This window comes from Pantoea sp. RCC30.1 (genome assembly GCF_058148845.1).
Genome location: NZ_JBXUHX010000005.1, coordinates 36,350 through 60,397 on the forward strand (window position 1 = coordinate 36,350; position 24,048 = coordinate 60,397).

At 54.5% G+C, this 24,048-nt stretch carries 21 protein-coding genes and 1 tRNA gene; 2 read left to right on the plus strand and 20 right to left on the minus strand.

From position 1 onward, the window contains the following. Nucleotides 1-70 precede the first annotated feature (70 nt). From AC2LB6_RS06430 to AC2LB6_RS06450, 5 genes are all read right to left on the minus strand, one after another. Complete coding sequence (locus AC2LB6_RS06430) at nucleotides 71-577, minus strand: ferritin-like domain-containing protein (RefSeq protein WP_490092887.1); 507 nt, start codon at nucleotides 575-577, stop codon at nucleotides 71-73. Between the two features lie 10 nt (nucleotides 578-587). Beyond that, the gene (locus AC2LB6_RS06435; protein WP_033758778.1) at nucleotides 588-1,070 is read right to left on the minus strand and encodes a YciE/YciF ferroxidase family protein; all 483 of its coding nucleotides are present in this window, start codon (nucleotides 1,068-1,070) and stop codon (nucleotides 588-590) included. Between the two features lie 501 nt (nucleotides 1,071-1,571). Further along, entirely contained in the window at nucleotides 1,572-1,736 is a 165-nt protein-coding gene (locus tag AC2LB6_RS06440) for a con-10 family general stress protein (RefSeq protein ID WP_004571242.1), read from the minus strand. Nucleotides 1,737-2,476: 740 nt separating this feature from the next. Then, nucleotides 2,477-3,442 carry a diguanylate cyclase domain-containing protein gene (locus tag AC2LB6_RS06445; protein ID WP_490092888.1) on the minus strand — a complete coding sequence of 322 codons (966 nt, stop codon included), beginning with the start codon at nucleotides 3,440-3,442 and terminating at the stop codon, nucleotides 2,477-2,479. A gap of 322 nt (nucleotides 3,443-3,764) precedes the next feature. Next, a tRNA-Phe gene (locus tag AC2LB6_RS06450) sits at nucleotides 3,765-3,840 on the minus strand. Nucleotides 3,841-4,062: 222 nt separating this feature from the next. Here AC2LB6_RS06450 and AC2LB6_RS06455 point away from each other — a divergent pair. Continuing rightward, the gene (locus tag AC2LB6_RS06455) at nucleotides 4,063-5,382 is read left to right on the plus strand and encodes a methyl-accepting chemotaxis protein (RefSeq protein WP_490092889.1); all 1,320 of its coding nucleotides are present in this window, start codon (nucleotides 4,063-4,065) and stop codon (nucleotides 5,380-5,382) included. Nucleotides 5,383-5,408: 26 nt separating this feature from the next. On the opposite strand, the gene mrdA is transcribed toward AC2LB6_RS06455, so the two are convergent. The 13 genes from mrdA to AC2LB6_RS06520 form a co-directional block, all read right to left on the minus strand. Further along, nucleotides 5,409-7,280 carry a penicillin-binding protein 2 gene (gene mrdA, locus AC2LB6_RS06460; RefSeq protein ID WP_490092890.1) on the minus strand — a complete coding sequence of 624 codons (1,872 nt, stop codon included), beginning with the start codon at nucleotides 7,278-7,280 and terminating at the stop codon, nucleotides 5,409-5,411. Nucleotides 7,281-7,500: 220 nt separating this feature from the next. Next, nucleotides 7,501-8,214 carry a purine-nucleoside phosphorylase gene (deoD, locus tag AC2LB6_RS06465; protein WP_090965956.1) on the minus strand — a complete coding sequence of 238 codons (714 nt, stop codon included), beginning with the start codon at nucleotides 8,212-8,214 and terminating at the stop codon, nucleotides 7,501-7,503. A gap of 26 nt (nucleotides 8,215-8,240) precedes the next feature. Then, nucleotides 8,241-9,464, minus strand: a complete 1,224-nt coding sequence (deoB, locus tag AC2LB6_RS06470; protein WP_490092891.1) for a phosphopentomutase — start codon at nucleotides 9,462-9,464, stop codon at nucleotides 8,241-8,243. A 95-nt stretch (nucleotides 9,465-9,559) separates the two neighbouring features. Then, a complete protein-coding gene (deoA, locus tag AC2LB6_RS06475) occupies nucleotides 9,560-10,888 on the minus strand; it encodes a thymidine phosphorylase (RefSeq protein ID WP_490092892.1) in 1,329 nt (442 codons plus the stop codon). Nucleotides 10,889-10,950: 62 nt separating this feature from the next. Then, on the minus strand, nucleotides 10,951-11,730 hold the full coding sequence (gene deoC, locus AC2LB6_RS06480) for a deoxyribose-phosphate aldolase (RefSeq protein ID WP_490092893.1): 780 nt from the start codon (nucleotides 11,728-11,730) through the stop codon (nucleotides 10,951-10,953). A 241-nt stretch (nucleotides 11,731-11,971) separates the two neighbouring features. After that, the gene (locus tag AC2LB6_RS06485; RefSeq protein WP_490092894.1) at nucleotides 11,972-12,769 is read right to left on the minus strand and encodes a TatD family hydrolase; all 798 of its coding nucleotides are present in this window, start codon (nucleotides 12,767-12,769) and stop codon (nucleotides 11,972-11,974) included. Beyond that, the gene (locus AC2LB6_RS06490; protein WP_490092895.1) at nucleotides 12,766-13,818 is read right to left on the minus strand and encodes a patatin-like phospholipase family protein; all 1,053 of its coding nucleotides are present in this window, start codon (nucleotides 13,816-13,818) and stop codon (nucleotides 12,766-12,768) included. Before AC2LB6_RS06490 ends, AC2LB6_RS06485 begins: the two co-directional genes overlap by 4 nt. Before the next feature lie 220 nt (nucleotides 13,819-14,038). Further along, nucleotides 14,039-14,200, minus strand: a complete 162-nt coding sequence (locus AC2LB6_RS06495) for a DUF1328 domain-containing protein (protein ID WP_003848537.1) — start codon at nucleotides 14,198-14,200, stop codon at nucleotides 14,039-14,041. Between the two features lie 96 nt (nucleotides 14,201-14,296). Next, on the minus strand, nucleotides 14,297-14,911 hold the full coding sequence (gene osmY, locus AC2LB6_RS06500) for a molecular chaperone OsmY (RefSeq protein WP_136197383.1): 615 nt from the start codon (nucleotides 14,909-14,911) through the stop codon (nucleotides 14,297-14,299). A 259-nt stretch (nucleotides 14,912-15,170) separates the two neighbouring features. Then, nucleotides 15,171-16,757 (minus strand): peptide chain release factor 3, encoded by a 1,587-nt coding sequence (prfC, locus tag AC2LB6_RS06505; RefSeq protein ID WP_136197384.1) that lies wholly within the window; start codon nucleotides 16,755-16,757, stop codon nucleotides 15,171-15,173. Between the two features lie 292 nt (nucleotides 16,758-17,049). Next, nucleotides 17,050-18,153: a M20 peptidase aminoacylase family protein gene (locus AC2LB6_RS06510; RefSeq protein ID WP_490092896.1), complete on the minus strand. Its 1,104-nt coding sequence runs from the start codon at nucleotides 18,151-18,153 to the stop codon at nucleotides 17,050-17,052. Between the two features lie 4 nt (nucleotides 18,154-18,157). Beyond that, nucleotides 18,158-18,631 (minus strand): YjiG family protein, encoded by a 474-nt coding sequence (locus AC2LB6_RS06515; protein WP_003848518.1) that lies wholly within the window; start codon nucleotides 18,629-18,631, stop codon nucleotides 18,158-18,160. Further along, a complete protein-coding gene (locus tag AC2LB6_RS06520; RefSeq protein WP_490093000.1) occupies nucleotides 18,621-19,256 on the minus strand; it encodes a nucleoside recognition domain-containing protein in 636 nt (211 codons plus the stop codon). Before AC2LB6_RS06520 ends, AC2LB6_RS06515 begins: the two co-directional genes overlap by 11 nt. A gap of 521 nt (nucleotides 19,257-19,777) precedes the next feature. Between AC2LB6_RS06520 and ftnA the strand changes: the two genes are divergently transcribed. Further along, nucleotides 19,778-20,284 carry a non-heme ferritin gene (gene ftnA / locus AC2LB6_RS06525; protein ID WP_010248984.1) on the plus strand — a complete coding sequence of 169 codons (507 nt, stop codon included), beginning with the start codon at nucleotides 19,778-19,780 and terminating at the stop codon, nucleotides 20,282-20,284. A gap of 60 nt (nucleotides 20,285-20,344) precedes the next feature. On the opposite strand, the gene AC2LB6_RS06530 is transcribed toward ftnA, so the two are convergent. Continuing rightward, on the minus strand, nucleotides 20,345-22,708 hold the full coding sequence (locus tag AC2LB6_RS06530) for a glycoside hydrolase family 31 protein (protein ID WP_490092897.1): 2,364 nt from the start codon (nucleotides 22,706-22,708) through the stop codon (nucleotides 20,345-20,347). 10 nt (nucleotides 22,709-22,718) lie between these two features. Next, nucleotides 22,719-24,029, minus strand: a complete 1,311-nt coding sequence (locus tag AC2LB6_RS06535; RefSeq protein ID WP_490092898.1) for an MFS transporter — start codon at nucleotides 24,027-24,029, stop codon at nucleotides 22,719-22,721. Nucleotides 24,030-24,048: the final 19 nt, after the last annotated feature.

The following is a 24,048-nucleotide window of genomic DNA, read 5'->3' on the forward strand; positions in this document are numbered from 1 at the left end:
CGCAGCCTGTAAACGTCTAAAACGCAAAAAGCCGGGTTATCCCGGCTTTTTTCATGCAGACAATTCAGCGCTATTTCTTCGCTTCAGTGCCTGGCTGTGACGCACGTTGCAGGAACTGCTGTGTGACTTCAGGCATATGCTGCAGCAACCACTCCGCCATCGCGACTTCCTGATCGCGGATCTCACTCAGTATGCGTACGCCCTGCGTATCACCTACCTGCTCAGCCGCGGCGATCAGGCTGGTGTAGCTGGCGATCTCGGCATTTTCGAATACATAGCCACTGATGGCACCCTTTACTACTTCATCGGAGTTAAACATACCGCCCACGGCCTGGCCGGTGGCGGCCATTTTGCCCATCGCATCTTTCATCACAGAGTGATCGATACCGTGGCTGTCCAGCAGCTGTTCCAGCAGGGACAGCTGATGTTTGGTCTCTTCCAGATGTTGCGCCAGACGCTGTTCCAGCGCCGGATAGTGTTCAAGACGACCTGACATCTTGCTCAGCATGCTTTCTGCTTGTTTTTCCATCGCATGCGCATCGCGCAGCCAGTCGTGATAATGTTCAATCGCAGTCATGTGTTACTCCTTAAGAGACGGTAATAGACTCGGCTACCGAGGTGAGCTTCTCATCCGTTTGCTTCTCTTCATTCAGGGTTTCTTCCAGCAGTTGCGCGGCTTTGGTGTAACCCAGCTTCAGCGCCAGCGCATGCAGCGTGCCGTAGGTGGCAATCTCATAGTGTTCAACTTTCTGCGCGGCACCGATCAGCCCCTGATCGCGAATCTCCCCCTTCTCGACCGAGTCGATAATTTCCTGCGCTTCTTCAACCAGGCCTTCCAGCGCATGGCATTTCATTCGTTTGATTTTGACTTCAGGTGTCACTTCCACCAGTTCGTCAAGTCGTTCAATCTGAGCACGGGTTTCTTCCAGATGCTGATTAAACGCAGCGATAAGATTTTCGTCACTGGCTGCACGCGCCATTTTAGGCAATGCACGGGTTATCTGTTTCTCAGCGCTGTATACATCGGATAAGTCATGGATGAACAGATCGTTTAAGGTTTTCACTGTCATAAGATAGCCTCATTGATTAGAAAGCTGCGTCAGTAATAACGCAGCGCCAGTCATATCGTTGACACCTGAAAAGTCTAGTGGAGATTTTTAATATCGCACGCCACTTCAGTATGAATTTAATACAAAAGTGGCATGCAAAATGCGTTTTCCTTTTTACAGCAAACATTTAGCTGGGAAATCTTTTTATCTTTACGGCTTCGCTCGCGGCACCGGAATTGTACAAAGTAATAAATCGTTGTATACATTTTCAAGGCTAAGCGCATAAAAAAGTACCAGTTAAAAACTTACCTGTACAAAGCTTTATTAAACCGTATAGCTTTAATTGATCGGAAATAAAAAACCGGAAGGGAAAACCCTTCCGGTTTAATTAACAGATCCGGCCATTGCCAATGATTCAGCACTGACACAATTCAGGGGGCAATTATCTTGCAGAAGAACTAAATAGATTCAAAATGCCCGGCTAACAGAGTAACCCTGCCGTCACAGCAGTGTTCAAGGCGTTCAGCTCCGGCGGCTAACCTTACCTCCCTTGCGCCCCGCTTCAATGGCACGTTCAGGATCGTTCTTAAAGTTGCCGCCGCTTTTCTGGCCACCTTTGCGTCCTGCTTCTGCAGCACGCTCTTTGTCGGCCGCAAAATTCCCGGCCCCACCGCGATATTGAGTCATATGCGTCCTCTTTGAATTTTGAAAATTATAATTTGCACAGTTAACGCTTCATCAGGCCGATTCAGCAACATAAATGTAGACAGAAAATCGGACCGATCAAGTGAGATAAATAAAAAACCCGTCACAGTTCTGGTTTATTGATCGTACTACCCTCAACCAGATTGATAACGGATTTCAACCATCGCTCTTTTGTATTGATAAAAGAGCTGCGGCATGAAAAACCTTTATAACGAAAATCGCCGCGCCCTATTAATCGATCATTTTCAAAAAAAGTCCAACTGAAAAAAATATAAGCGAAGCGGCACGTAGATAGTTTAATCAATATCAGTTGGTGAAGATGATCAACAAGCGATCAATTTCCCCAAGCGAAGCGATAAATAGAAGTCCTGCGCCCTGCTTTACCGTTAAAAATAAGCGAAGCGTGATGCATTCATTGCACCCGTTAAAAAAAGCCTGAATCGATCAATAAACGATCAATTATGCTGATTTAATGAAAATTTTTATTAAAATAGAGGACCGATTTAGCGCTGAAATTTGAATATAAGCGAAGCGGGAAAATTTATACTTTCGGGAGCAAAAAACAGTTTTTCAGAATAGTACTAAAATGCATTTTCTGCGGGGATACGCATAAATTTTGCATGCCTGTGAAAAGGGGAACTCAACGTTATGAGTGAGATGGAGCAATGTCATGAGGGGAGACAGTGCGTTAATGGCATGCAAAAAATGCCCTGCTCGCAGAGTCAGAAGGAGTCGGGAAAAGCGGAATCAAAAGCGACACCGCGCTTGCCATTTTTCTTGATGCGGTACATCGCTTCATCAGCACGCTGCAGTGCAGTATCAAAGTCATCTTTGTGTTGCGCCTGAGACACACCGACAGATGCCCCAATGAGAGCATGCCCGTTTGCCATATCAAAAGGTGCCATTACCACGTCAAGACAGGCGTGCGCCAGTTTCTTTACCTGCGGATGATCAAGTGCCCACGGCATTAATAACACGAATTCGTCGCCGCCCAGTCGGCCGATCATCACCTCTGTTGGAGAGAGTTCGGTCAATCGATGACTTAACTGGATCAGCACTTCATCTCCGCTGCGATGCCCCAGGGTGTCATTAACATGTTTGAAGTTATCAAGGTCAATAAAGACGACGCAGAGCGGCCCCTGCGCTTTCAGTTCACAGAAATAATTCTGCAGCGCAAGGCGGTTGTTGAGCATCGTAAGGGGATCGTGCAGCGCCAGCAGGGCGAGTTGCTCTTCATATTGCTTTTCTTTGGTCATGTCGATGTGAGTGCCGATCACTTTGACCGCCTCTCCGTGTGCATTCCACTCGCTTACCCGGCCCCGATCCAGCACCCACGTGATGCTGCCATTTTTGGCGATCATGCGGTGCAGAGCTTCATAGTAAGGGGCTTTGCCGACAATGTGATCGTTAAATGCCTTCAAAACTTCGTCGGCATCATCGGGATGCAGACTCTCTTTCCAGGATTCAAAGTTGGCGTCAGTCTCTTTCGGCTGGAAGCCCAGCATCGCTCCCCACCGCCGATTGAAAATCACCAGTTTGCCGCTGGGGATATCAAGCTGCCACAGAAACAGGCCAGTACCATCCAGCGCCGCGTTGAGTTTTGTGCGGGCGTCATGCGCTATACGCTTCAGACGCGCATTATGCTTTTTAAGGTTCTGTATCTGCTGCCGCAGTGCTTCTTCTGACATAACCGTGCGAGAGGAGGAAAAAGGGGTATTGTGCCTGTCAGGCTGATTCTGTAAAGGGTGGCTTACAAAACACGATTAGCCCCGGTCAATTGCAGGCTGGGCAGGATATCAGGCGGTGACAGTCTGACAACGCAGCATAGAGCCGGGACGATAAAGTAATTTCGCCGTGAAATCTGTTTGCGTTGTTACAGGGTTAAGGAATGGAATAAGCCTGGGAGAGGTAAAATTCGGAATGTTCGGGGAGAGGGTAAGTCTGTCGGACCGTCGATTACGGGTTTGCGCCATAAACGCAAAAACCCGCCAGAGGCGGGTTCTTTAAATCTGGTGCCCGAACCCGGAATCGAACCAGGGACACGGGGATTTTCAATCCCCTGCTCTACCGACTGAGCTATTCGGGCAACGGGGCGCATTAAACCAAAGCGGCCCGGCAGCGTCAAACGCTTTTCACCAAAATTAAATTGACTGGCGGCTTTTCCATCAACTCAAATACCGGATTTGACCTGGCGCAAACACCTTGTGTCTGGCGGGGTAAATTTCACTCAACGGAACGGCAAAGGCTGCATTGTGGCGCGGTTTTGCCGATATAGCATGCGAGACCAACACTAATAATAAGGATCGCCATGTTTTCCACCATTACATCAGGAATCGCTTCGCGCCACAGCTGGCAGAAGCGCTCACACTCAGCCGCCACGCTGAGCTCTCTCAACGGCTCCATCGCCATGATTGAGTTCTCCCCCGATGGCACCATTCTCAGCGCCAATGCGCTGTTTCTGGCGCGCATGGGCTACACGCTGGCAGACATCGAAAACCAGCACCATAGCCTGTTTTGTACCGCAGAGCAGCTTGAGTCGCGGGACTATCAGGATTTCTGGCTGCGACTCAACCGGGGCGAAAGTTTCAGCGATAAGTTCCTGCGCGTGGCGAAAAACGGCCGACCGGTATGGCTCGAAGCCAACTATGTGCCGGTACAGAACCGCCATGGCCGGGTAATTAAAATCGTTAAGCTGGCAACCGACATTACCGGTCATATTAACGATGCGCAGGAGCAGCGCGCCATCACCACCGCTATTGAACGGTCGATGGCCGTCATCGCCTTCAACCTCAAAGGTGAAGTGCTTAAAGCTAATGAAAACTTCCTGAAAACCATGGGCTACCATCGTGAGGAGGTAGAAGGTGTTCACCACAGTCGCTTCTGCTCACAGGCACTGCGTGACAGCCGCGAATATAGCGAGTTCTGGCAGCAGCTGAACCGGGGTGAATTTGTCTCGGGACAGTTTCCCCGCGTGAATAAAAGAGGCGAGACGGTCTGGCTGCGCGCCACCTACAATCCGGTGTTTGACGAACAGGGCCGGCTCTATAAAATCGTGAAATTCGCGACGGATGTGACTGCACAGGTGGAAAAGAATCAGCAGGAGCATGATGCGGCTCAACGAGCTTATCACACCGCACTGCAAACGGATCAAAGCACAAAGCTGGGTGCCGATGTAATCGCCAGCAGCGTGCAGACCATGAACGCCCTGGCCGTTGAACTGCAGGGGATCTCAGGTGATATTACCGGCCTGAGTGAATCCTCCGATCGTATTGGCGCGATTGTGGAAGGTATCCGCCGGATCGCCGATCAGACCAACCTGCTGGCGCTGAATGCCGCTATAGAAGCGGCGCGGGCCGGAACCCATGGCCGTAGCTTTGCGGTGGTGGCTAATGAAGTCCGTACGCTGGCGGCCAACATCAACCGCGCGACTACCGACATTGAAAATCGGGTACAACAAAACCATCTGCTGGCAAGCCGGGCACTGAAAGGGATTGAATCAAACCTGAAGCGCGCCGATCAGGGCGTACAACTGGCCCAGGAAGCGGGCGGCGTGATTGCGGAAATCCGTGAAGGTGCAACGGACGTCGTGCGCGCCATCGGCCAGGTGACCAAAACGCTTAAAGTCTGAGGCTTTGCGGGGGCAATCGCCCCCCTTTACGGTGTTGCCTGAACAGGCGCTTCTGGCGTCGGCGGAATAAAGATGTGGTCCAGAATCGCCCGCATCACAGGTGCAGCAGTAATCCCTTCGTTGCCGCCGTTCTCCAGAATCAGCGCCACCGCCACTTTCGGGTCGTTAAATGGCGCAAAAGCGGTGTAGAAGATATGGTCACGCAGCCGCACCGGGATCATTTTCGCGTTATAGGTCTGGTTTTGACGCAGGCTGAACACCTGCGACGTCCCACTCTTCGCGGCGATGCCATAAGGTGCCGTGTGGAAATATTTATACCCGGTGCCATTTGGCGCGTTCGCCATGCCAAACATCGCGTGGCGTACCAGCGACCAGTAGGGTGAATGAGGATCGCCAATCTGCGCCTCGCGCAGCTCGGGATGATAATTCTCCACCAGCGTGCCGCGCTGGGTTTTCTCCAGCAGATGCGGTGCGATTACCCGCCCGTTGTTGATCAGCGCCACCATCGCTTTCACCATCTGAATCGGCGTCGCAACCCAGTAGCCCTGCCCGATGCCAACGGAAACCGTATCGCCCTGATACCAGGTCTTTTTATGCACCTTCTGCTTCCACTCCCGGCTCGGCAGTAAGCCGCTGTACTCTTCATTGAGGTCGATGCCGGTCGACTTGCCATAGCCAAACTGGCTGAGCATGGTGTGAATCCGGTCAATGCCCATCATGAATGCCACCTGATAGAAGAAGGTATCGGCAGATTCTTCAATCGCCCGGGTCACATCCAGCATGCCGTGCCCGGTTTTCTTCCAGTCACGGTAGCGCCGGTCCGTGCCTGGCAGTGTCCAGGTGGGCGCGCCAAAGAACTGCGACTGCGGCGTAATCACATGGGTGAGCAGCGCCGACATCGCCATGTAAGGCTTCACAGTGGAGGCAGGCGGATAAAGGCCCTGCGTGACGCGGTTAATCAGCGGCAGGTCTTTATCCTGCAGCAGCTTTTTGTAAGCCTGATAGCTGATGCCTTTCACAAACGGATTAGGGTCGTAGCTGGGGCTGGAAACCATCGCCAGCACCGAACCGTCGTGCGGATCCTCAACCAGCAGTGCCGCACGCTGTCCCGCCAGCAGACTCTCTATATATTGTTGCAGATGCAGATCCAGCGTCAGCGTCAGGTTTTTACCCGCCACTGGCGGCACTTCTTTCAGCACCCGCACAATGCGGCCGTGGTTATCCACTTCCACTTCCTGATAACCCGGCTTGCCGTGCAGCAGCGCTTCGTAATAGCCCTCAATCCCCTGCTTACCGATGTTATGGTCAGCGGCATAGTTTTCGGCAATGCCTTCCGCATTCAGCCGTTTATAGTCGTTATCGTTGATTTTCGATACATAACCGATCACATGCGCCAGATCCGCGCCATAGGGGTATTCACGATCCTGGTAGGTCTCAATGCTGGCACCGGTGAAGTGAAACTGATTGACCGCAAATCGGGCGACCTGCTCTTCGGTCAGCTCCTCTTTCAGCACGACCGGCTTATAACGGCTGGTCTGCTTCAGCGCACGGCGGAAGGTGTCGATCTCGTCAGGCGTCAGATTAACGATTGGCGTCAGTTCCCGCAGCGTGGCGTCCATGTCGGTAATTTTGTAAGGCGTCAGCGTAATGGCGTACCAGCTGACATTGCGCACCAGCGGGATGCCGTTGCGGTCATAAATCAGCCCGCGCGTCGGGGCGATGGGAATCATCTTGATGTCGTTCTGGTTGGAACGCGTCTGGTAGTAGCTATGGTCGCGCACCTGCAGGCGATAAAGGTTTACGCCAAGAATGGTGAAACAGATACAGACCAGAACAAAGGCTATTGCGGCGCGGCGGGCAAACAGCTTCTCTTCAGCTTCGAAGTTACGAAAGTTCATCAGGGGGCATTATCAGGCGATTAATTATTATCTGTTATTGCGCACTATGATAAAGCGGGATCGCAGAGGTGCCAGCGCGAAGATGCACAAGCCTCAGCAAAAGTGTGTCATTTGATGTGAATGTTACCGGGACGGCGAGGCGGGAAAATCAGATCCTCCGGTGGGGGAGGATCTGAACAGGGGATCGGGCAGCGGGCGGATACTGCACCCGCCGCGCGGATTAATCACCCAGCAGGACAGACTCCAGCGCAATCTTAATCATGTCGTTGAAGGTTGTCTGACGCTCAGCAGCAGTAGTCTGCTCGTGCGTACGGATGTGGTCGGAAACCGTACAGATTGTCAGCGCTTTCGCCCCGAACTCAGCGGCCACACCGTAGATACCAGCGGCTTCCATCTCAACGCCGAGAATGCCATATTTTTCCATCACGTCGAACATCTGCGGATCCGGGGTGTAGAAGAGATCGGCAGAGAAGATGTTACCTACGCGCGCTTCAACGCCCAGGTTTTTCGCCGCATCAACCGCGTTACGCACCATGTCGAAGTCAGCAATCGCAGCGAAGTCGTGATCTTTAAAACGCATACGGTTCACTTTGGAATCGGTGCAGGCACCCATACCAATCACGATATCACGCAGTTTTACGTCGGCACGCACGGCACCACAGGAGCCTACACGGATGATCTTTTTAACGCCGAAGTCCGTGATCAGCTCTTTAGTGTAGATGGAGCAGGAAGGGATACCCATTCCATGACCCATTACAGAGACTTTGCGGCCTTTGTAGGTACCGGTGTAGCCCAGCATGCCGCGCACGTTGTTCACTTCAACCGCGTTTTCCAGGAAGGTTTCTGCGATGTGTTTTGCACGCAGCGGATCGCCAGGCATCAGTACGACGTCTGCAAAATCGCCCATTTCAGCATTAATATGCGGGGTTGCCATTGTTTAATCCTTATTAAATTGCTGATTTACAGCATGTTCTTGCCATAATCCATCTCGGACAGGCCAAAGTAATGTGCAATTGTCTGACCAATGTCAGCGAAAGTCTCGCGGTATCCCAGTGAACCCGGCTCCACTTTCGGTCCGTAGATCAGAATCGGAATGTGCTCACGCGTGTGTTCGGTGCCCTGCCAGGTCGGGTCACAACCGTGATCAGCAGTCAGGATCAGAATGTCATCTTCGCCAACCAGCTCCATCAGCTCAGGCAGACGGCGGTCAAACAGCTCCAGCCCGCCAGCATAACCGGCTACATCACGACGATGTCCCCACGTTGAGTCGAAATCAACGAAGTTGGTGAAAACAATCGCCTGATCCGGCGCGATTTTCATCTCCTGAATCGTCGCATCAAACAGCGCATCCAGACCGGTCGCTTTAACCTTTTTGGTAATGCCCTGCTCAGCATAGATATCAGCGATTTTACCCACAGAGATCACATGACCCCCCTTCTCATCCACCAGCTTTTTCAGCATGGTGGCGGATGGCGGCTCGACCGCAAGGTCGTGGCGGTTGCCGGTACGCTCGAACTGACCCGCTTTGTCACCCACAAACGGACGGGCGATAACGCGACCAATGTTGTAGCCACCTTCGGTCAACTCTTCACGGGCGATTTCGCACAGCGCGTAGAGACGATCAAGACCAAAGGTCTCTTCGTGACAGGCGATCTGGAATACGGAGTCCGCAGAGGTATAGAAAATCGGCTTGCCGGTTTTCATGTGCTCTTCGCCCAGTTGGTCGAGGATCACCGTACCTGAAGAGTGGCAGTTACCGAGATAGCCCGGCAGGTCTGCACGCTCAACCAGCTTGTCCAGCAGTTCCTGCGGGAAGCTATTCTCTTTGTCGCTGAAGTAGCCCCAGTCAAACAGTACTGGTACACCGGCAATTTCCCAGTGGCCTGATGGCGTATCTTTACCTGACGAAAGCTCACTGGCGTAAGCGTACGCGCCAGTGATCTTCGCTTCAGGATCCAGACCCAGCGGGAAGCGGCCGGTCGACAGCTCAGCGGCTTTGCCCAGACCCAGTGCGGTGAGATTAGGCAGATGCAAAGGACCTTTACGTCCCTTGTCTGCTTCACCTTTAAAACAGGCTTCGGCGATATGACCTAAGGTATCTGAACCCACGTCACCGAATTTATCGGCATCTTTACTGGAGCCAATTCCAAAGGAATCGAGCACCATAATAAAAGCACGTTTCATGCAAGTCTCCTGCGCATTGGCGCGTGACAAGTCAAAAAAAAGCGATCAGATCAGTATACCCGAATGCATCACGGCTGGCACGGGTTACGGGTCAGTTAGCTGATATCGCTCACACGGCGATAGACAACTGGCGTCTCAGCTGGCGCGGAATCACCGAGCACCAGCGCGGCTTTGACCGCAGCGGCGGCCTGCTGCCATTTGTCTTCGCTGCTGGCGTGAATCATCGCCAGCGGGCGCTGCGCATCGGCACGTTCGCCCAGGGTGATCATCTCGCTGAAGCCGACGCTGTAATCGATGCTGTCGCTGGCGCGCTGACGTCCGCCGCCCATCGCCACGACCGCCAGACCCAGCGCTCGGGTATCCATACTGCTGACGATGCCAGAATTGTCGGCATAGACCGGTTTGCTAAGCAATGGCGCGGGCAGATAAGTGTCGTAGCGTTCGACGAAATCAGCCGGTCCCTGCTGGGCAGCGACCATGCGACCAAACACCTCGGCGGCCTTGCCGTTATCCAGCACTGTCATCAGCTTCTGACGCGCTTCGGTGTCGCTGGCAGCCAGTTTGCCGGAGATCAGCATTTCGCTGCAGAGCGCCAGCGTCACTTCCAGCAGGCGCGGATTACGCTGCTCGCCGGTGAGGAAGCGAACGGCTTCACGCACTTCCAGCGCATTACCGGCTGAGGAGGCGAGAACCTGATTCATGTCCGTCAGCAGCGCGGTGGTCTGACAGCCTGCGCCATTGGCGACGCCCACAATCGACTGCGCCAGACTTTCTGAGGCTTCATAAGTTGGCATAAATGCACCGGAGCCGACTTTGACATCCATTACCAGCGCATCCAGCCCTTCTGCCAGCTTCTTCGCCAGAATCGAGGCGGTGATCAGCGGAATGGAATCGACGGTAGCCGTGATGTCTCGCGTGGCGTAGAAACGCTTATCCGCCGGCGCGAGTGAGCTGGTCTGGCCGATGATGGCCACACCGACCTGCTTAATGATTTCGCGGAAGCGGTCATCGTTGGGGAATATATCGAAGCCCGGAATCGCTTCCAGTTTATCCAGCGTACCGCCGGTATGGCCCAGGCCACGCCCGGAGATCATCGGCACATATCCACCGCAGGCGGCGACCATCGGCCCTAACATCAGCGACGTTACATCGCCGACGCCGCCGGTCGAGTGCTTATCCACTACCGGCCCGTTAAGGTTGAGTGATTTCCAGTTAAGCACCGTACCGGAATCACGCATCGCCATGGTCAGCGCGACCCGCTCTGGCAGCGACATGTCGTGGAAATAGATGGTCATCGCCAGCGCGGCGATCTGACCTTCCGAGACGGTGTTATCACGCACACCATTGATGAAAAAGCGAATCTCCTCTTCATTCAGCGCATGACCGTCACGTTTTTTGCGAATAATTTCTTGTGGCAGGAACAAGGTAGCCCCCTGGTTCAGGGAAAACAGAATGGATAACAGGCGGTCAGCGACCGCCTGAGGGATCAGTAACCCGCTTTGCTGGTGTCGCTGTCATGACCCAGAGTGTTTAGCAGGCTCGCCAGCAGGCTTGAGGCACCAAAGCGGAAATGGCGCGCATCGGCCCAGTCGGCACCCAGCGTATCTTCTGCCATTTGCAGATAGATCGCGGCATCTTCTGCGGTGCGTACGCCGCCCGCAGGTTTAAAACCAACTTCCTTGCTGACGCCTTTATCACGGATCACGTTCATCATGATCTGCGCCACTTCTGGCGTGGCGTTAACCGGCACTTTACCGGTGGAGGTTTTGATGAAGTCGGCACCGGCATCGATGGCAATTTCAGAGGCCTGACGGATCAGCGCTTCCTGCTTCAGCTCACCGGTTTCGATGATCACTTTCAGCAGCACGTCCGCTTCTGCACAGGCGGTTTTACAGGCTTTCACCAGATCGAAACCCACCTGGCTGTTACCGGCGATCAGCGCGCGGTACGGGAACACAACGTCCACTTCATCGGCACCGTAGGCGATAGCAGCGCGGGTTTCTGCCAGTGCAATGTCGATGTCGTCATTGCCGTGCGGGAAGTTAGTCACCGTGGCGATGCGGATCTCCGGGGTACCCTGCTCGCGCAGCGTTTTGCGCGCAATCGGAATAAAACGCGGATAGATACAGATTGCCGCGGTGTTGCCTGCCGGGGATTTAGCCTGATGACAAAGGTCGATCACTTTTGCATCGGTGTCGTCGTCATTCAGGGTAGTTAAATCCATCAGTTTCAGGGCGCGCAGGGCAAGGTGTTTGATATCGGTCATGAGGCTCTCCAAAGGATCGGGGTGCAACCCACCGGCTTGCCGGCGGAATGTTATAATAATAACACTCTGAAGCGGCCTGATATGTGCCAGCAGTCACATAGAAATAAGAAATTAGTGCAATCATGCCACATATAATGTGACTAAAATCTCAAGTTGCACTAGCTGATGCCGATTATACGCCAGATGCTGCGATGTTACTATTATCACATTTTACTGCAAGGGGTGCAGAGCGGGAGGCGGGTCAGCTGCGCAGCGGCGGGAAAGCGGGATCAAGCTGAAACAGCTTCTGACTGTTTTGCCACAGCGCATCGGCAATGTCTTCAGGTGACTCTTCCCGCAGGCTGCAGAGCACTTCCCACACCTGATGCGCCCGCTCCGGCCGGTTTGGCTGGCCCTGAAAACCCTGCAGTGGCATATCGGGTGCATCGGTTTCCAGCAGCAGCGAAGAGAGCGGCAGTTGCGCCACGGTCTGACGGGTCTTGCTGGCGCGTTCATAGGTTATGGTCCCGCCAATGCCAATCGCATAACCCAGCTTAATAAAGGTTTGTGCCTGTTGCAGGCTGCCAGCGAAACCGTGCACCACGCCACGGCGCGGCAGATCGTGACGACGCAGAATCTGCGCCAGCTTGTCATGGGTCCGGCGCGAATGCAGGATCACCGGCAACGCATAACGCTTTGCCAGCTTAAGCTGCGCATCGAGAAAGCGCTGCTGCTTATCAAACTGCGGATCGTCGCGATAGAGATCCAGCCCGATCTCGCCGATCGCCACCAGCTTACGCGGCCGCTGTTGCAGTAAGATTTCCAGCTGGTCGAGATGGGCGTCCTGATGATTTTCGATAACAATCGGATGCAGGCCCAGCGCGGCATAAAGTGGCGGATGCGCTGCAGCCAGCGCGCAGACCCGCTCAAAGCGGCTGGCATCGATCGCCGGAACGATAATCTTCTCTACGCCCGCCTCCGCGGCGCGGGCCAGGCTGGCGGCAATGTCTCCTTCGAACGGCGGAAAGTCGAAGTGACAATGCGTGTCGATAAACTTCATGCCAGCGATCCTTTGTCGTAATCCGCATCATTGTCCGCCAGTGGCGGTGTGATGATCAGTCGGGTATCCGGCGCATTGGCGACCGGTGCAGGCGGCATAACGATACGCGCTGAGATCATCGGTTCTGCATCGCTCAGCCACTGGCCCAGCGTGGCAAGGAAATAGCGACCACAGCGTCGTCCCAGATGATAATCCTGATTCAGCGCCGCGATGCTGCTGCCCAACGCACTGCTTGCCAGCACGTGCGGCGGGAAGATTTCAATGATGCGCAAATTATCGGGTGGATTCTCAATAAACTGCTGAATTTCCCGATAGCTCTGCTCATGCTTATTCAGCACGTTAATCATCGGCTGCAGCGCGCCGGTGCTGAGCCAGCGCTCCATCCGCTTAAACCATTTCGGGGTATAGAACATCTGCGACGGCACGGTGCGGATCACCACAATCGTATCGGCCCCGCGTCGGGCGGCTTCACGCACCGGAATGGCATCGCTGATGCCGCCATCGTGATAGCTGATCCCTTCCAGATTCACTCCCAGCCGGTAAAAGCCGGGAATGGCACTGGAGGCTTTAATCAGATCCAGCCAATTATCAGCGGTGGGATTGAAGTAGCCGGGCGTGTAGTCATCGCTGCGGCAGGCGCACATATAGAATTCGCGACCGCTGGAGAACAGCTGTTCCGCACTGCTCATCGCCAGCGGGAATTCACTGCGGGTAATATCGATCAGCCAGTCGAGATCAATCAGATTGCCTCCACGCACAAAGCGCAGCGGATCAAAAAAGAGTTTGCTGGTGGTGTAGCGGGTAATGACACGACGGGCATAGCCGGGTTGACCACAGACAAAGGCCGAGAGATTTTGCGCACCGGCAGAGGTGCCGAGCATCAGATGAAAAGGATTGAATCGGGCGCGCTGAAATTCGTCTAACACGCCTGCGGTGAAAATGCCACGCTGACCGCCGCCTTCACATACCAGGGCTATTTTCTGAGATTTAAACGGTGTCAGGGCCAGAGGTTCAATGGCGCCGAGTGTGACGGGAATGCGTATACCCACTGTGCGAACCTCAAAAAAGGGTTCCGGGTATGCTGGAGGATCGATCCATTTATTACGGCAGCATTCCGGAGAACCAGTCATCTATTCCTTTAACCGGCAGGCCAGCTAAGCTGGCTTACCTTGCAGCGATGTGAAGGTGTCCATTTCTTCACGTCAGTCGCTGCAGATGACTGGTCTCCGCTCTATGCTTTGCGTTGCATTAGACTGCAGAACTCATCGGCTAAAGCTTTTTACGGCCGGTAAACAGGCTGATGAGGAACAGGATAATACCAACGACGAAGACAACTTTAGCTGCCCATGCTGCTGTGCCCGCTAAACCGCCAAAACCTAACGCTGCAGCGATCAGTGCGATCACCAGAAAAATAATGCCCCAACGAAACATAAGCCTCTCCTTACCCTATTTAAAATCGAACTGCTTAGTTCATCCCCGGATGGGTATCTTTTATTCGTGCGGCCACCAGAGGCACCGCACGCAAGCTTAAGACTTAACCGTAAGGTCATTCTTAACGCTTTTCACGCCTTCAATGGCTTTAGCGATGCTTTCTGCACGATCTGACTGTGCCTGATTAGCAACCTGCCCTGAAAGCTGAACAACGCCGTCGGTGGTCTCAACTTTTACGTTGCGCGACGGAACAATGTCATCCGCTAATAGCTTAGCTTTAATTTCGCTGGTCGTAGCGGCATCGCCCGCATAACCTTTCATTGAAGAAGATTTGCTGTCTCTGACGTGTAGTTTGTCGCTGACGGATTTAACACCTTCGATTTTCTGCACCACAGCCACAGCCTTTTCAGCCTGATCCTGTGAGGTGACGAAGCCGCTTAAGGTCACGACGCCGCTATGCGTTTTTACCGAGATATCCGTGCTTTTAATTGCGTCATCATCTACCAGTGCCGCTTTGGCTTTAGCAGTGATGCCGCTGTCATCCATATAACCATCGACTTTTTTCATAGAACTATCGATTTTTGAACCCGCGCTGTCGGCTGTCTGTGACGCTTTCTGCGACATTGATTCGTCAGCCAGTGCGCTGCCGCTGATCAGTGCTGAGCCAATCATGGCGGCCATCAGGGTTTTAGCAATCTTAGTCTTGTTCATCGATATCTTCCTTCTATCAGTTAACTCACCCAAAAACTGTGGGCGCAACAGAGGCAACCAGGGCCACTGCGATACAGGACGTAAGGACAAGAGAAGTCTCTTCCGCCGTCCGATAGAATAATCATAGACGGCATTTTGCAATTTGCCTGGCTAACTGGTTGATCACACGTCAAAACAGAAGAAAAACGGGGTTTTTAGGAGGAGTCTGTAGCGGGGAAAACAGGGCCACTTCCAGCTGGAATGGCCCGGAAACAGCCGATTAGTGCTCGCGCGTTTTACGGAAACGAACGTCGGGATAACGTTCCTGCGTAATATTGAGATTGACCATGGTCGGCGCGATATAAGTCAAATTATTACCGCCATCAAGCGCCAGGTTAACTTCGTTTTTACGCTGGAAGTCCTCAAACTTTTTCGCGTCGCTGCATTCAACCCAGCGTGCCGTAGATACGTTGATCGCTTCGTAGATCGCTTCGACGTTATATTCGCTTTTCAGACGTGCTACCACCACATCGAACTGCAGTACCCCGACCGCACCCACGATCAGATCGTTGTTATGCACCGGACGGAACACCTGCACAGCCCCCTCTTCCGACAGCTGAACCAGCCCTTTCAGCAGCTGTTTCTGCTTCAGCGGATCGCGCAGACGAATACGACGGAACAGTTCTGGCGCGAAGTTCGGAATACCCGTGAACTTCATGTTTTCACCCTGCGTAAAGGTGTCGCCAATCTGAATGGTGCCGTGGTTATGCAGACCGATGATATCGCCAGGATAGGCTTCTTCAACGTGCGAACGGTCGCCCGCCATAAAGGTCAGGGCATCAGAGATCACCACATCTTTGCCGGTGCGTACCTGACGCAGCTTCATCCCTTTTTCATATTTACCGGACACCACACGCATAAAGGCCACACGGTCGCGGTGTTTCGGGTCCATGTTTGCCTGGATCTTAAACACGAAGCCGGTGAACTTCTCTTCTTTCGCTTCTACCGTACGGGTGTCGGTATCACGCGGCATCGGACGCGGTGCCCATGCCACCAGGCCATCCAGCATATGGTCAACGCCAAAGTTACCCAGCGCGGTACCGAAGAAGACCGGCGACAGTTTGCCGCTCAGGAAGGCTTCCTGTTCAAACTCGTGCGAAGCGCCTTGTACCAGCTCCAGCTCTTCACGCAGCTGTGCCGCCAGATCTTCACCGACTGCGGTGTCGAGGTCCGGGTTGTCCAGCCCCTTCACGATGCGCACATCCTGAATGGTGTGGCCTTTACCGGTCTGGTAGAGATAGGTCTCATCTTTGTAGAGGTGGTAAACCCCTTTGAACAACTTGCCGCAGCCGATAGGCCAGGTAATAGGTGCGCAGGCAATTTTCAGCTCGCTTTCCACCTCATCCAGCACTTCCATCGGGTCGCGGATGTCACGGTCAAGTTTGTTCATAAAGGTCAGGATCGGCGTATCGCGCAGACGGGTCACTTCCATCAGCTTGCGGGTACGATCCTCGACGCCTTTCGCGGCATCGATCACCATCAGACAGCAGTCGACCGCAGTCAGCGTACGGTAGGTATCTTCCGAGAAGTCTTCGTGGCCTGGGGTATCCAGCAGGTTCACCAGGCTATCGCGGTAAGGGAACTGCATCACCGAGGTGGTAATGGAGATACCACGTTGTTTCTCCATCTCCATCCAGTCCGACTTGGCGTGCTGGTTAGAGCCACGGCCTTTTACCGTACCGGCGGTCTGGATAGCCTGTCCGAACAGCAACACTTTTTCGGTAATGGTGGTTTTACCGGCATCCGGGTGCGAAATGATCGCGAAGGTGCGGCGGCGTGCCACCTCTTCTAAAAAGGGATTAGACATGGAATTCTTCTCAATAGGCAGCGCAACGTCCTGGCGCTGCTGATAAATCACGGTGGCCGGCAGAACCTTACCGGCGGGTAAACGGTGCCAAAAACGATCATTGATCGCTGGCGGGTCAGCGCGAAGTTACATTGGCGTGAAGTCCGGTTACCTGGTCAGCTTTAAGGCGGCATAGCATACAATATTTTGCGCTCGCGGCCTACAGGGAGAGGGGCAGGATTTCATGGACGGAGAATCGGAAAAGGTGAATGCCGTCACAGGGTGGGAAGGATCTGCATCCGCCCCGCCGCCATTATCCCAGCACCTTCCTGACACAGGCTTTAAAGATCTGCACACCAATCTCCAGCGAGCTGAGATCAAAATGCATATCGGGATGATGCAGTCCTGGCGTCAGGTTGGTGCCCAACCCCCAAAAGCCCGCTTTTACACCCGGACGCTTCACCGGATAGTAGAAAAAGTCCTCGCTGCCCGGCGTAGTCCGGGTCGACAGTGCGCCCTCTTCGCCCAGCACCTCAACGATCGCGGCGCGGATCACCGCCGTCGCCTCATCATCAATCTCGGCGGCGGGCATCTCTTTCAGCACGCGCACCTCGGCGGTGGCACCCAGTGACGCCACGCTATGGGTAATGGCACGCGTGACCTGCTCTTTCAGCATCGTCATAGGCCCGTTCTCCTGCGAACGCAGATCCCAGACTACGCGCGCTTCATCCGGCACCGAGTTGGTGACGCCCGCATCGCACAGGAAGCGCGTCGCTTTGACGCTCCAGGTCAGGCCGGGCGAAAGATGGATGGCGTTGACGGCCTGAACCGCCTGTACAGCGGCATCCAGTGCGTTGACGCCAAGATGTGGACGCGCCGCATGAGCGGGCTGGCCTTTGATGGTTGCTTCCAGCGTGCTACAGGCGGAGTAGAGCACCGCAGGCACCGCCTGACCGACCACGCACTCCTCCAGCGGACGCAGATGGAACCCCAGAATCATCTCCACATCATCCAGTGCGCCGCCTTCGATCATCGAGAGCGCCCCGGCACCCAGCTCCTCGGCGGGCTGGAACAGGATCTTCAGACGGCCACGTTTCATCGTGCCCTCCTGCAGCAGCGCCGTCGCCGCCGTCAGCACCACCGAAGAGTGACCGTCGTGACCACAGGTATGACGCGCACAAGGCACGCCATCAATGATGTGGCCCAGCGCATCCATATCCGCACGCAGCGCCAGCACCGGCCCCGGCACCCCGCTGTCGATCTCCGCCACGATGCCGGTGGTGTTATTGATGTTACGCGTCACCTTCAGGCCCGCTTTCTCAAGCTGGTCCGCGATGTAAGCCGAGGTTTTCACCTCCTGAAAACCCAGCTCCGGAATTTCATGCAGATAGTGGTAATGCTCTAATACCTTAGACACAGCGTTACTCCTGAATAAACAGACGCATAACAGACATCGCGATCAGCGCGTTGATGATGCTCACCAGCATCAACAGCGGCCAGTATTTTTTGGGCACATCGGCCACGCCCAGTAGCCGTCCCATATATTGCAGCTGCGATCCCATCAGGAAAATCGCCGGAGCCAGAATAGTAATATCCGCACCGGTCAGCAGCCCTTTAGTCAGCAGACTGACCGCTACGCCAGTGCCCGCCGACGATGAGAGCCAGGCGGTGAGCAGTACGGTAATCGCTTCGCCCGGCAGGCCAAACAGCCCCATCACCGGCGCAAAGACATGCCCGAGAAACTGCATAATGCCGAGCAGATTAAGTACTTCTGCCAGCACATAGGCCATCACCACATTCGGCATCAGGTTGTGAATGGCGATGTGAAAGCCTTTGCGCGCACCGGTCACAAAAACATCAAACGGATTACTGCTGGTCGCGATTTTATTTTCCATCGGCGAAATCCTTCTTATAAACACTGTTTAACACAGCGCGTGTTATCGCCGCACCGACAAATTTCAGAACGAACATTAATAACAGCGGAATAATAATCGGCAGGGTCATAGAGGCGAACAGCGCAGAACCGATGGCGAAGTAATTATTGATTAATCCGGCACCGGAATATTGCCAGGCGCTCATCACCACAACCTCTTTTTTGCTGATCTGTTTCTGGTCAGCCATCTCTTTGGTTAATGCCGCGCCCGCATCAGTGCTTTGCAGGTCGGTGATTAACGCCAGACCGCAATGTCCCGGCAGTCCCATTAGCGGCTTAAGCAGCGGGGTCAGCAACCGGTGTGCCGCGCGAATCGCGCCATAGTGGGTAAAGATTTCCAGCACGCCCAGCGCCAGCATCACCGTAGGCGTCAGCGACAGCGCAAACAGGAAACCTGCTTTGGCGCTGAGTCCGCCTGCGCCCAGAAAGGTGTTGCTGGCGGGATCTTTCATCGTGCCAAAGCTGCCGCCCAGCGTGGTGAAGTCAAAGGCACCCAGCCATGAAAGCCCCTCGACCTTATAAAACAGCCCTGAAAAAAACAGGATGGCAAAAATTAACGCGACATAACTGCCTTTGGTCGCCGTCATTTTTACCGAATTAACCACACTCTCTTCTGACATTTCTTGCTCCTGGTAAGCTGCTTTGCCGTAAATTCCCTGGCGTACAAATTTCAATTCAGGGAAGTAAGTTGTAAGCAGGATTTATGCCAGAGCAGATCAGAGCTCGCTTATAAATGGCGAGTCTGTCGTTACCTGGCACTTAATCCACGCGAACAGTCAGTTGCGCGCCCAAATAATATTTTCAGACCGCGAGGTTATATTTTCCCGACGTCATCAGATTGCGGATATTTCGCCTGCGTTTGTGACGATTGCACCAGCAGACCCATTAACGCCCGCACTATCATGGTGCTGATAACCCTGACTTTATTGCCCGGTAGCCTGTGATACAGAATGAGAATTGGTCGCATTCAATTTCCGAAATAATTCTATTTAAATCAATCAGATAAATTGGCTCATTTTGCCGAAAAGGCTTCACTTTACTAACATGTTTGATGCATAATTCACCGACTATACATCTGTATTTAACATCTTCTTAAAAGGACTCGGCCATGCTGACTGCTGAAATGACTGGGCGTTTAAACGACCAGCTGAACCTGGAATTTTTCTCTGCCAATCTTTATCTGCAAATGAGCGCCTGGTGCAGCGACAAAGGCTTTGAGGGTGCCGCTTCCTTCCTGAAGATGCATTCACGCGAAGAGATGCAGCACATGCAGCGTCTGTTTGACTACCTGAGCGATACCGGCGGCATGCCGGTGCTGGGCACCATCGCTGCGCCACCGGTTTCTTTCACCTCACTGAATGAAATTCTGCAGCAGGCGCTGGAACATGAGCAGTTGATCACCAGCAAAATTAATGAGCTGGCCCACGCTGCTATGACTTCGCAGGATTACTCTACCTTCAACTTCCTGCAGTGGTATGTTGCCGAGCAGCACGAAGAAGAGAAGCTGTTCAAAACCGTGCTGGATAAACTGGCGCTGGTCAGCAACAGCGGCAACGGTCTGTTCCTGGTCGATAAAGATCTGGGCAGGATGAGCACCGAGAACCACGCAGAATAATATTTATCGGCCCCTTTTTGGGGCCGACCTTATTTCCGTCTTGCTGACACCACTGCACCGCTATTCCAGCCGGTAACTCGCCGCTTTCTCGCCATTCACCCACAGCTCACGACGTTCACCTTCAGGCAGTAACAGCGCGATCTCCCGCCAGGCGGGCTGGTAATCTCCGCGTTTTTCCACCGTCAGGTCGATTCGACTAGCGCTGCTGCACAATGTCCAGCTCAGCCACAACGCATTGCCCTGCTGCCAGCCATGGCTTTCGCCATCGTCGTCAAACATTTCGCCCTGAGTGGTTACGCCTTCCGGTGCCGGCCATAGCTGCCACTGCCGCACCGTGTCGCGGCGCGCATCCGTCGTGGTTTCACACTCGCCCAGCGGGATCACCGCACCGGCCCGTACCAGCAATGGCAGCCGATCCAGCGGTGCATCCAGCGTGATAGTCTCGCCACCTGCAAACGCCTTGCCGCTGTGCCAGTCATACCAGCCGCCGCGGTTACGTGGCAGATAGACTTCACGACTTCGCGCGCCCTGCTCTACGACGCTGGCAACCAGCAGATCGCGACCCAGCATAAAGTCATCACACTCCTGATATGTCTGCGGATCCTGCTCATGATCGAGGAAGGTCGGACGCAGCATCGGCTCATCTTCCGCGCTGGCCTGCCACGCCAGGTTATAAAGGTAAGGCATCAGACGATAGCGCAGCCGGATCGCCTCGCGGATCATCGGCGTGACTTCCGCATACATCCACGGCTCGTTCACCGTGTGATCGTCATTCCACGAGTGGATGGTAAAGCGTGGATGCATCACGCCATTTTGAACCCAGCGCACAAATAGCTCGGCATCCGGCTTATCGCCTGAGAAGCCGCCGACATCATGTCCGACGTTAAACAGCCCGGACAGGCTCATTCCCAGCCCCATGCGGATGTTGTAACGCAGGGTCTGCCAGCTGGTGCGGTTATCGCCGCTCCAGGTCTGCACATAGCGCTGCATCCCGGCGCAGCCGGAACGGGAGATCAGATAAGGACGTTTCTCTGGTGCAAACTGCTGCTGTGCTTCCATTGAGGCGCGCATCATCAGCAACGGCATCACCGGACGGATATGCTTGATGGCGATTGGCTGACCGAAACCGTGACAGCGCGCTTCGCCATCCCACACCTCATATTCGTTATTGTCGTTCCAGGTGGAATCGATGCCCTTTTCCAGCAGCTGCTGAGTAACATTCTCCTTCCACCAGCGCACCGCCTGCGGATGAGTGAAATCGAGGTGCGATCCCTCATCATCCCAGAACACCGAACGCTCAGGACGATCCTGCTCAGAGTCACGAATAAACAACCCCTGTGATGCGACTTCCTGATAGCGCGGGTGATCCTGTAGCAGACAGGGCTTGATGTTGGCCGCCAGCTTCATTCCGGCACGATGAAATGCGTCGCTCAGCGCATTGGGATTCGGGACTTTGTCGTAGTTCCAGTTGAACACGTAGCGCTTGTTGTTAATCGAGGTGTAACCGGATGAGAGCTGGAACGAGTCGCAGGGAATTTCATGCTCGCGACACAGACGGATAAAGGATTGCAGCTGTTGCTGTGCGTCCGGTGCGTCGGTGTAGTGCATGGTAGAACCGCTGTAACCCAGGCTCCACTTCGGCTGAAACAGCGTGCGTCCGGTCAGGCGCACAAAGGCTTTGGTCACGTCGAGCAGCGTCGGGCCGAGCATCATGTAGTAATCGAGATCGCCCGCCTCGGCGCGGTAACGCCGATAAGGCAGATGATAGTTATCCAGCTCATTCCCCAGATCGAGCCAGCTGCTGCTGAGGTTGTCATAGAACAGGCCGAAGCTGACGCCATCGCGCTGCGTCAGGGTAAACGGAATATGTTTGTAAAGCGGATCGGTGCTGGCGGCGTTGTAGCCCATGGCGTCGAGATTACGCATCTCAAAACGACGGTTAACGCGGTTCAGATCGCCACTCTTCTCGCCCAGACCATACACCCGATCCTGCGGCTGACGACGCTGATAGTGCTCGACTCCATCACCATGCGCATTCAACAGATAGGCACCGGTGTGGCGATCGGCGGTCAGCGGCTGCCAGCTCTTTCCATCAAACTGCTCCCAGCTCAGGCAGAGCGGCTGATGCACCGTGACCCGCAGCTGTTGCGTGCTGATGCGCAGTTGCTGCGCATCGTGCTCCACCTGAAACGCGGGCAGCGTAAAGCCATCCAGCGCCTCGCGGTCACGTCCCTCCCAGGGCACATCCTGCCCGGGCGCAATGCTCCAGGTGCGGTTCAGCGCCAGCTCACCGTCGCGCTTCAGCAGCACGCGCATCAGCTTCTCTTCCAGCACATAAAGCCGCAGGAAATGACGAGCTTCGACCTTGAGTTCAACAAAGTGATCGGCCTGCTGATGCAGCGTCCAGTTCTTCAGGGTTTTCATCGCGATATCCTTATGGGTTAGCAGGGCGCTGGCGGCGTTCGGCGATCAGCATCACCAGGAAAACGGCACCAATCAGGTCAAAGAAGCCCATCGCCACAAACAGCGGATTGAAGCCGATGGTATCGGCGGTGACACCAATAATCAGCGAGAAGATAAAGCTGGCGATCCAGGCGCAGGAGCCGCGCATGCCGTTGACTGTGGCCATCTGGCGGCGATCAAAACGCTCTACCACCAGCGCGCTCAGCATGCAGGAGATCACCTGATGACCAAAGCCACCGACGGAGATCAGGGCGATAGCCAGCCAGGGATCTTTCACCAGCGTCATCAGCGCCAGCGAGACCATCAGCAGTGCACCGGTCACCGAACTGGCGACAATGGAATTGACGCGGGTGAGACCAAACCAGCGCACATAGATTTTGGTGAGATAGCCGCTGGCGACGCTGCCGAGGTCAGCGGCCAGGAATGGTAGCCAGGCGAACATCACGATCTGCTTGAGATCCATGCCGCGCTCGTTGGCAAGATAGAGCGGCACCCAGAAACTCAGCACCGCCCAGGCCGGTTCGGCCAGAAATGCCGGAATAGCAATGCCGTAGAATTTCTTCTCTTTACCAATCACTTTCAGCGCGGTAAAGAACGGCAGTTTTTCACCAATCGCTTCGTTGTCCTGATTAATAAAGGCGCGCTCTTCATCAGAGAGACGAGGATGGGTCTCCGGCGAGTGATAGCCCCACCACCAGAGTCCCACCCACAGCAGACCCAGGCCGCCGGTCAACAGAAAGGCGCCCTGCCAGCCAAAGGTAATGTGCGCGACATAGATAATCGGCGGAGCCAGCATGGCACCAATCGAAAAGCCGACGCCTGCCCAGCCCGCGGCGACCGGGCGCTCCTTTTTCGGAAACCAGTCACCAATCGCTTTGGCGTTAGCGGGCGTGGCGGCTGCTTCCGATGCACCCATCACAAAACGCAGCAGCGCCAGATGCAGCCAGCTTCCTGCACCGGCGTGCAGCAGACAGGTCAGCGACCAGATCAGCGCGCAGATCAGGAAGCCCATCTTCAGTCCGATGACATCGATCAGCCAGCCGCAGAGGGGCTGAAACAGGGTGTAGGCCAGCTGAAACGCGGCGACGACCCAGGAGTACTGCTCGGTACTCATATGCAGGCTGTTTTTCAGTTCCGGTGCCAGAATGCCGAGCGAGTTGCGGGTGATGTAGTTGACGGTGACACCCAGCAGGAACATTCCCAGCATCCACCAGCGTAAATTTTTAATCACGCGCACCGTGCGTGACGCACTGATGGGTTTCGTTGTTGATTCGAGGCTCATTCTGCCACTCCTGATTACC

Excerpts from the sequence above, each read along its gene's own strand:
- AC2LB6_RS06430 (WP_490092887.1), bottom strand. The coding sequence starts at position 577 with ATGACTGCGATTGAACATTATCACGACTGGCTGCGCGATGCGCATGCG.
- AC2LB6_RS06435 (WP_033758778.1), bottom strand. The coding sequence starts at position 1,070 with ATGACAGTGAAAACCTTAAACGATCTGTTCATCCATGACTTATCCGAT.
- AC2LB6_RS06440 (WP_004571242.1), bottom strand. The coding sequence starts at position 1,736 with ATGACTCAATATCGCGGTGGGGCCGGGAATTTTGCGGCCGACAAAGAG.
- AC2LB6_RS06445 (WP_490092888.1), bottom strand. The coding sequence starts at position 3,442 with ATGTCAGAAGAAGCACTGCGGCAGCAGATACAGAACCTTAAAAAGCAT.
- AC2LB6_RS06455 (WP_490092889.1), top strand. The coding sequence starts at position 4,063 with ATGTTTTCCACCATTACATCAGGAATCGCTTCGCGCCACAGCTGGCAG.
- mrdA (WP_490092890.1), bottom strand. The coding sequence starts at position 7,280 with ATGAACTTTCGTAACTTCGAAGCTGAAGAGAAGCTGTTTGCCCGCCGC.
- deoD (WP_090965956.1), bottom strand. The coding sequence starts at position 8,214 with ATGGCAACCCCGCATATTAATGCTGAAATGGGCGATTTTGCAGACGTC.
- deoB (WP_490092891.1), bottom strand. The coding sequence starts at position 9,464 with ATGAAACGTGCTTTTATTATGGTGCTCGATTCCTTTGGAATTGGCTCC.
- deoC (WP_490092893.1), bottom strand. The coding sequence starts at position 11,730 with ATGACCGATATCAAACACCTTGCCCTGCGCGCCCTGAAACTGATGGAT.
- AC2LB6_RS06485 (WP_490092894.1), bottom strand. The coding sequence starts at position 12,769 with ATGAAGTTTATCGACACGCATTGTCACTTCGACTTTCCGCCGTTCGAA.
- AC2LB6_RS06495 (WP_003848537.1), bottom strand. The coding sequence starts at position 14,200 with ATGTTTCGTTGGGGCATTATTTTTCTGGTGATCGCACTGATCGCTGCA.
- osmY (WP_136197383.1), bottom strand. The coding sequence starts at position 14,911 with ATGAACAAGACTAAGATTGCTAAAACCCTGATGGCCGCCATGATTGGC.
- prfC (WP_136197384.1), bottom strand. The coding sequence starts at position 16,757 with ATGTCTAATCCCTTTTTAGAAGAGGTGGCACGCCGCCGCACCTTCGCG.
- AC2LB6_RS06515 (WP_003848518.1), bottom strand. The coding sequence starts at position 18,631 with ATGGAAAATAAAATCGCGACCAGCAGTAATCCGTTTGATGTTTTTGTG.
- AC2LB6_RS06520 (WP_490093000.1), bottom strand. The coding sequence starts at position 19,256 with ATGACGGCGACCAAAGGCAGTTATGTCGCGTTAATTTTTGCCATCCTG.
- ftnA (WP_010248984.1), top strand. The coding sequence starts at position 19,778 with ATGCTGACTGCTGAAATGACTGGGCGTTTAAACGACCAGCTGAACCTG.
- AC2LB6_RS06530 (WP_490092897.1), bottom strand. The coding sequence starts at position 22,708 with ATGAAAACCCTGAAGAACTGGACGCTGCATCAGCAGGCCGATCACTTT.
- AC2LB6_RS06535 (WP_490092898.1), bottom strand. The coding sequence starts at position 24,029 with ATGAGCCTCGAATCAACAACGAAACCCATCAGTGCGTCACGCACGGTG.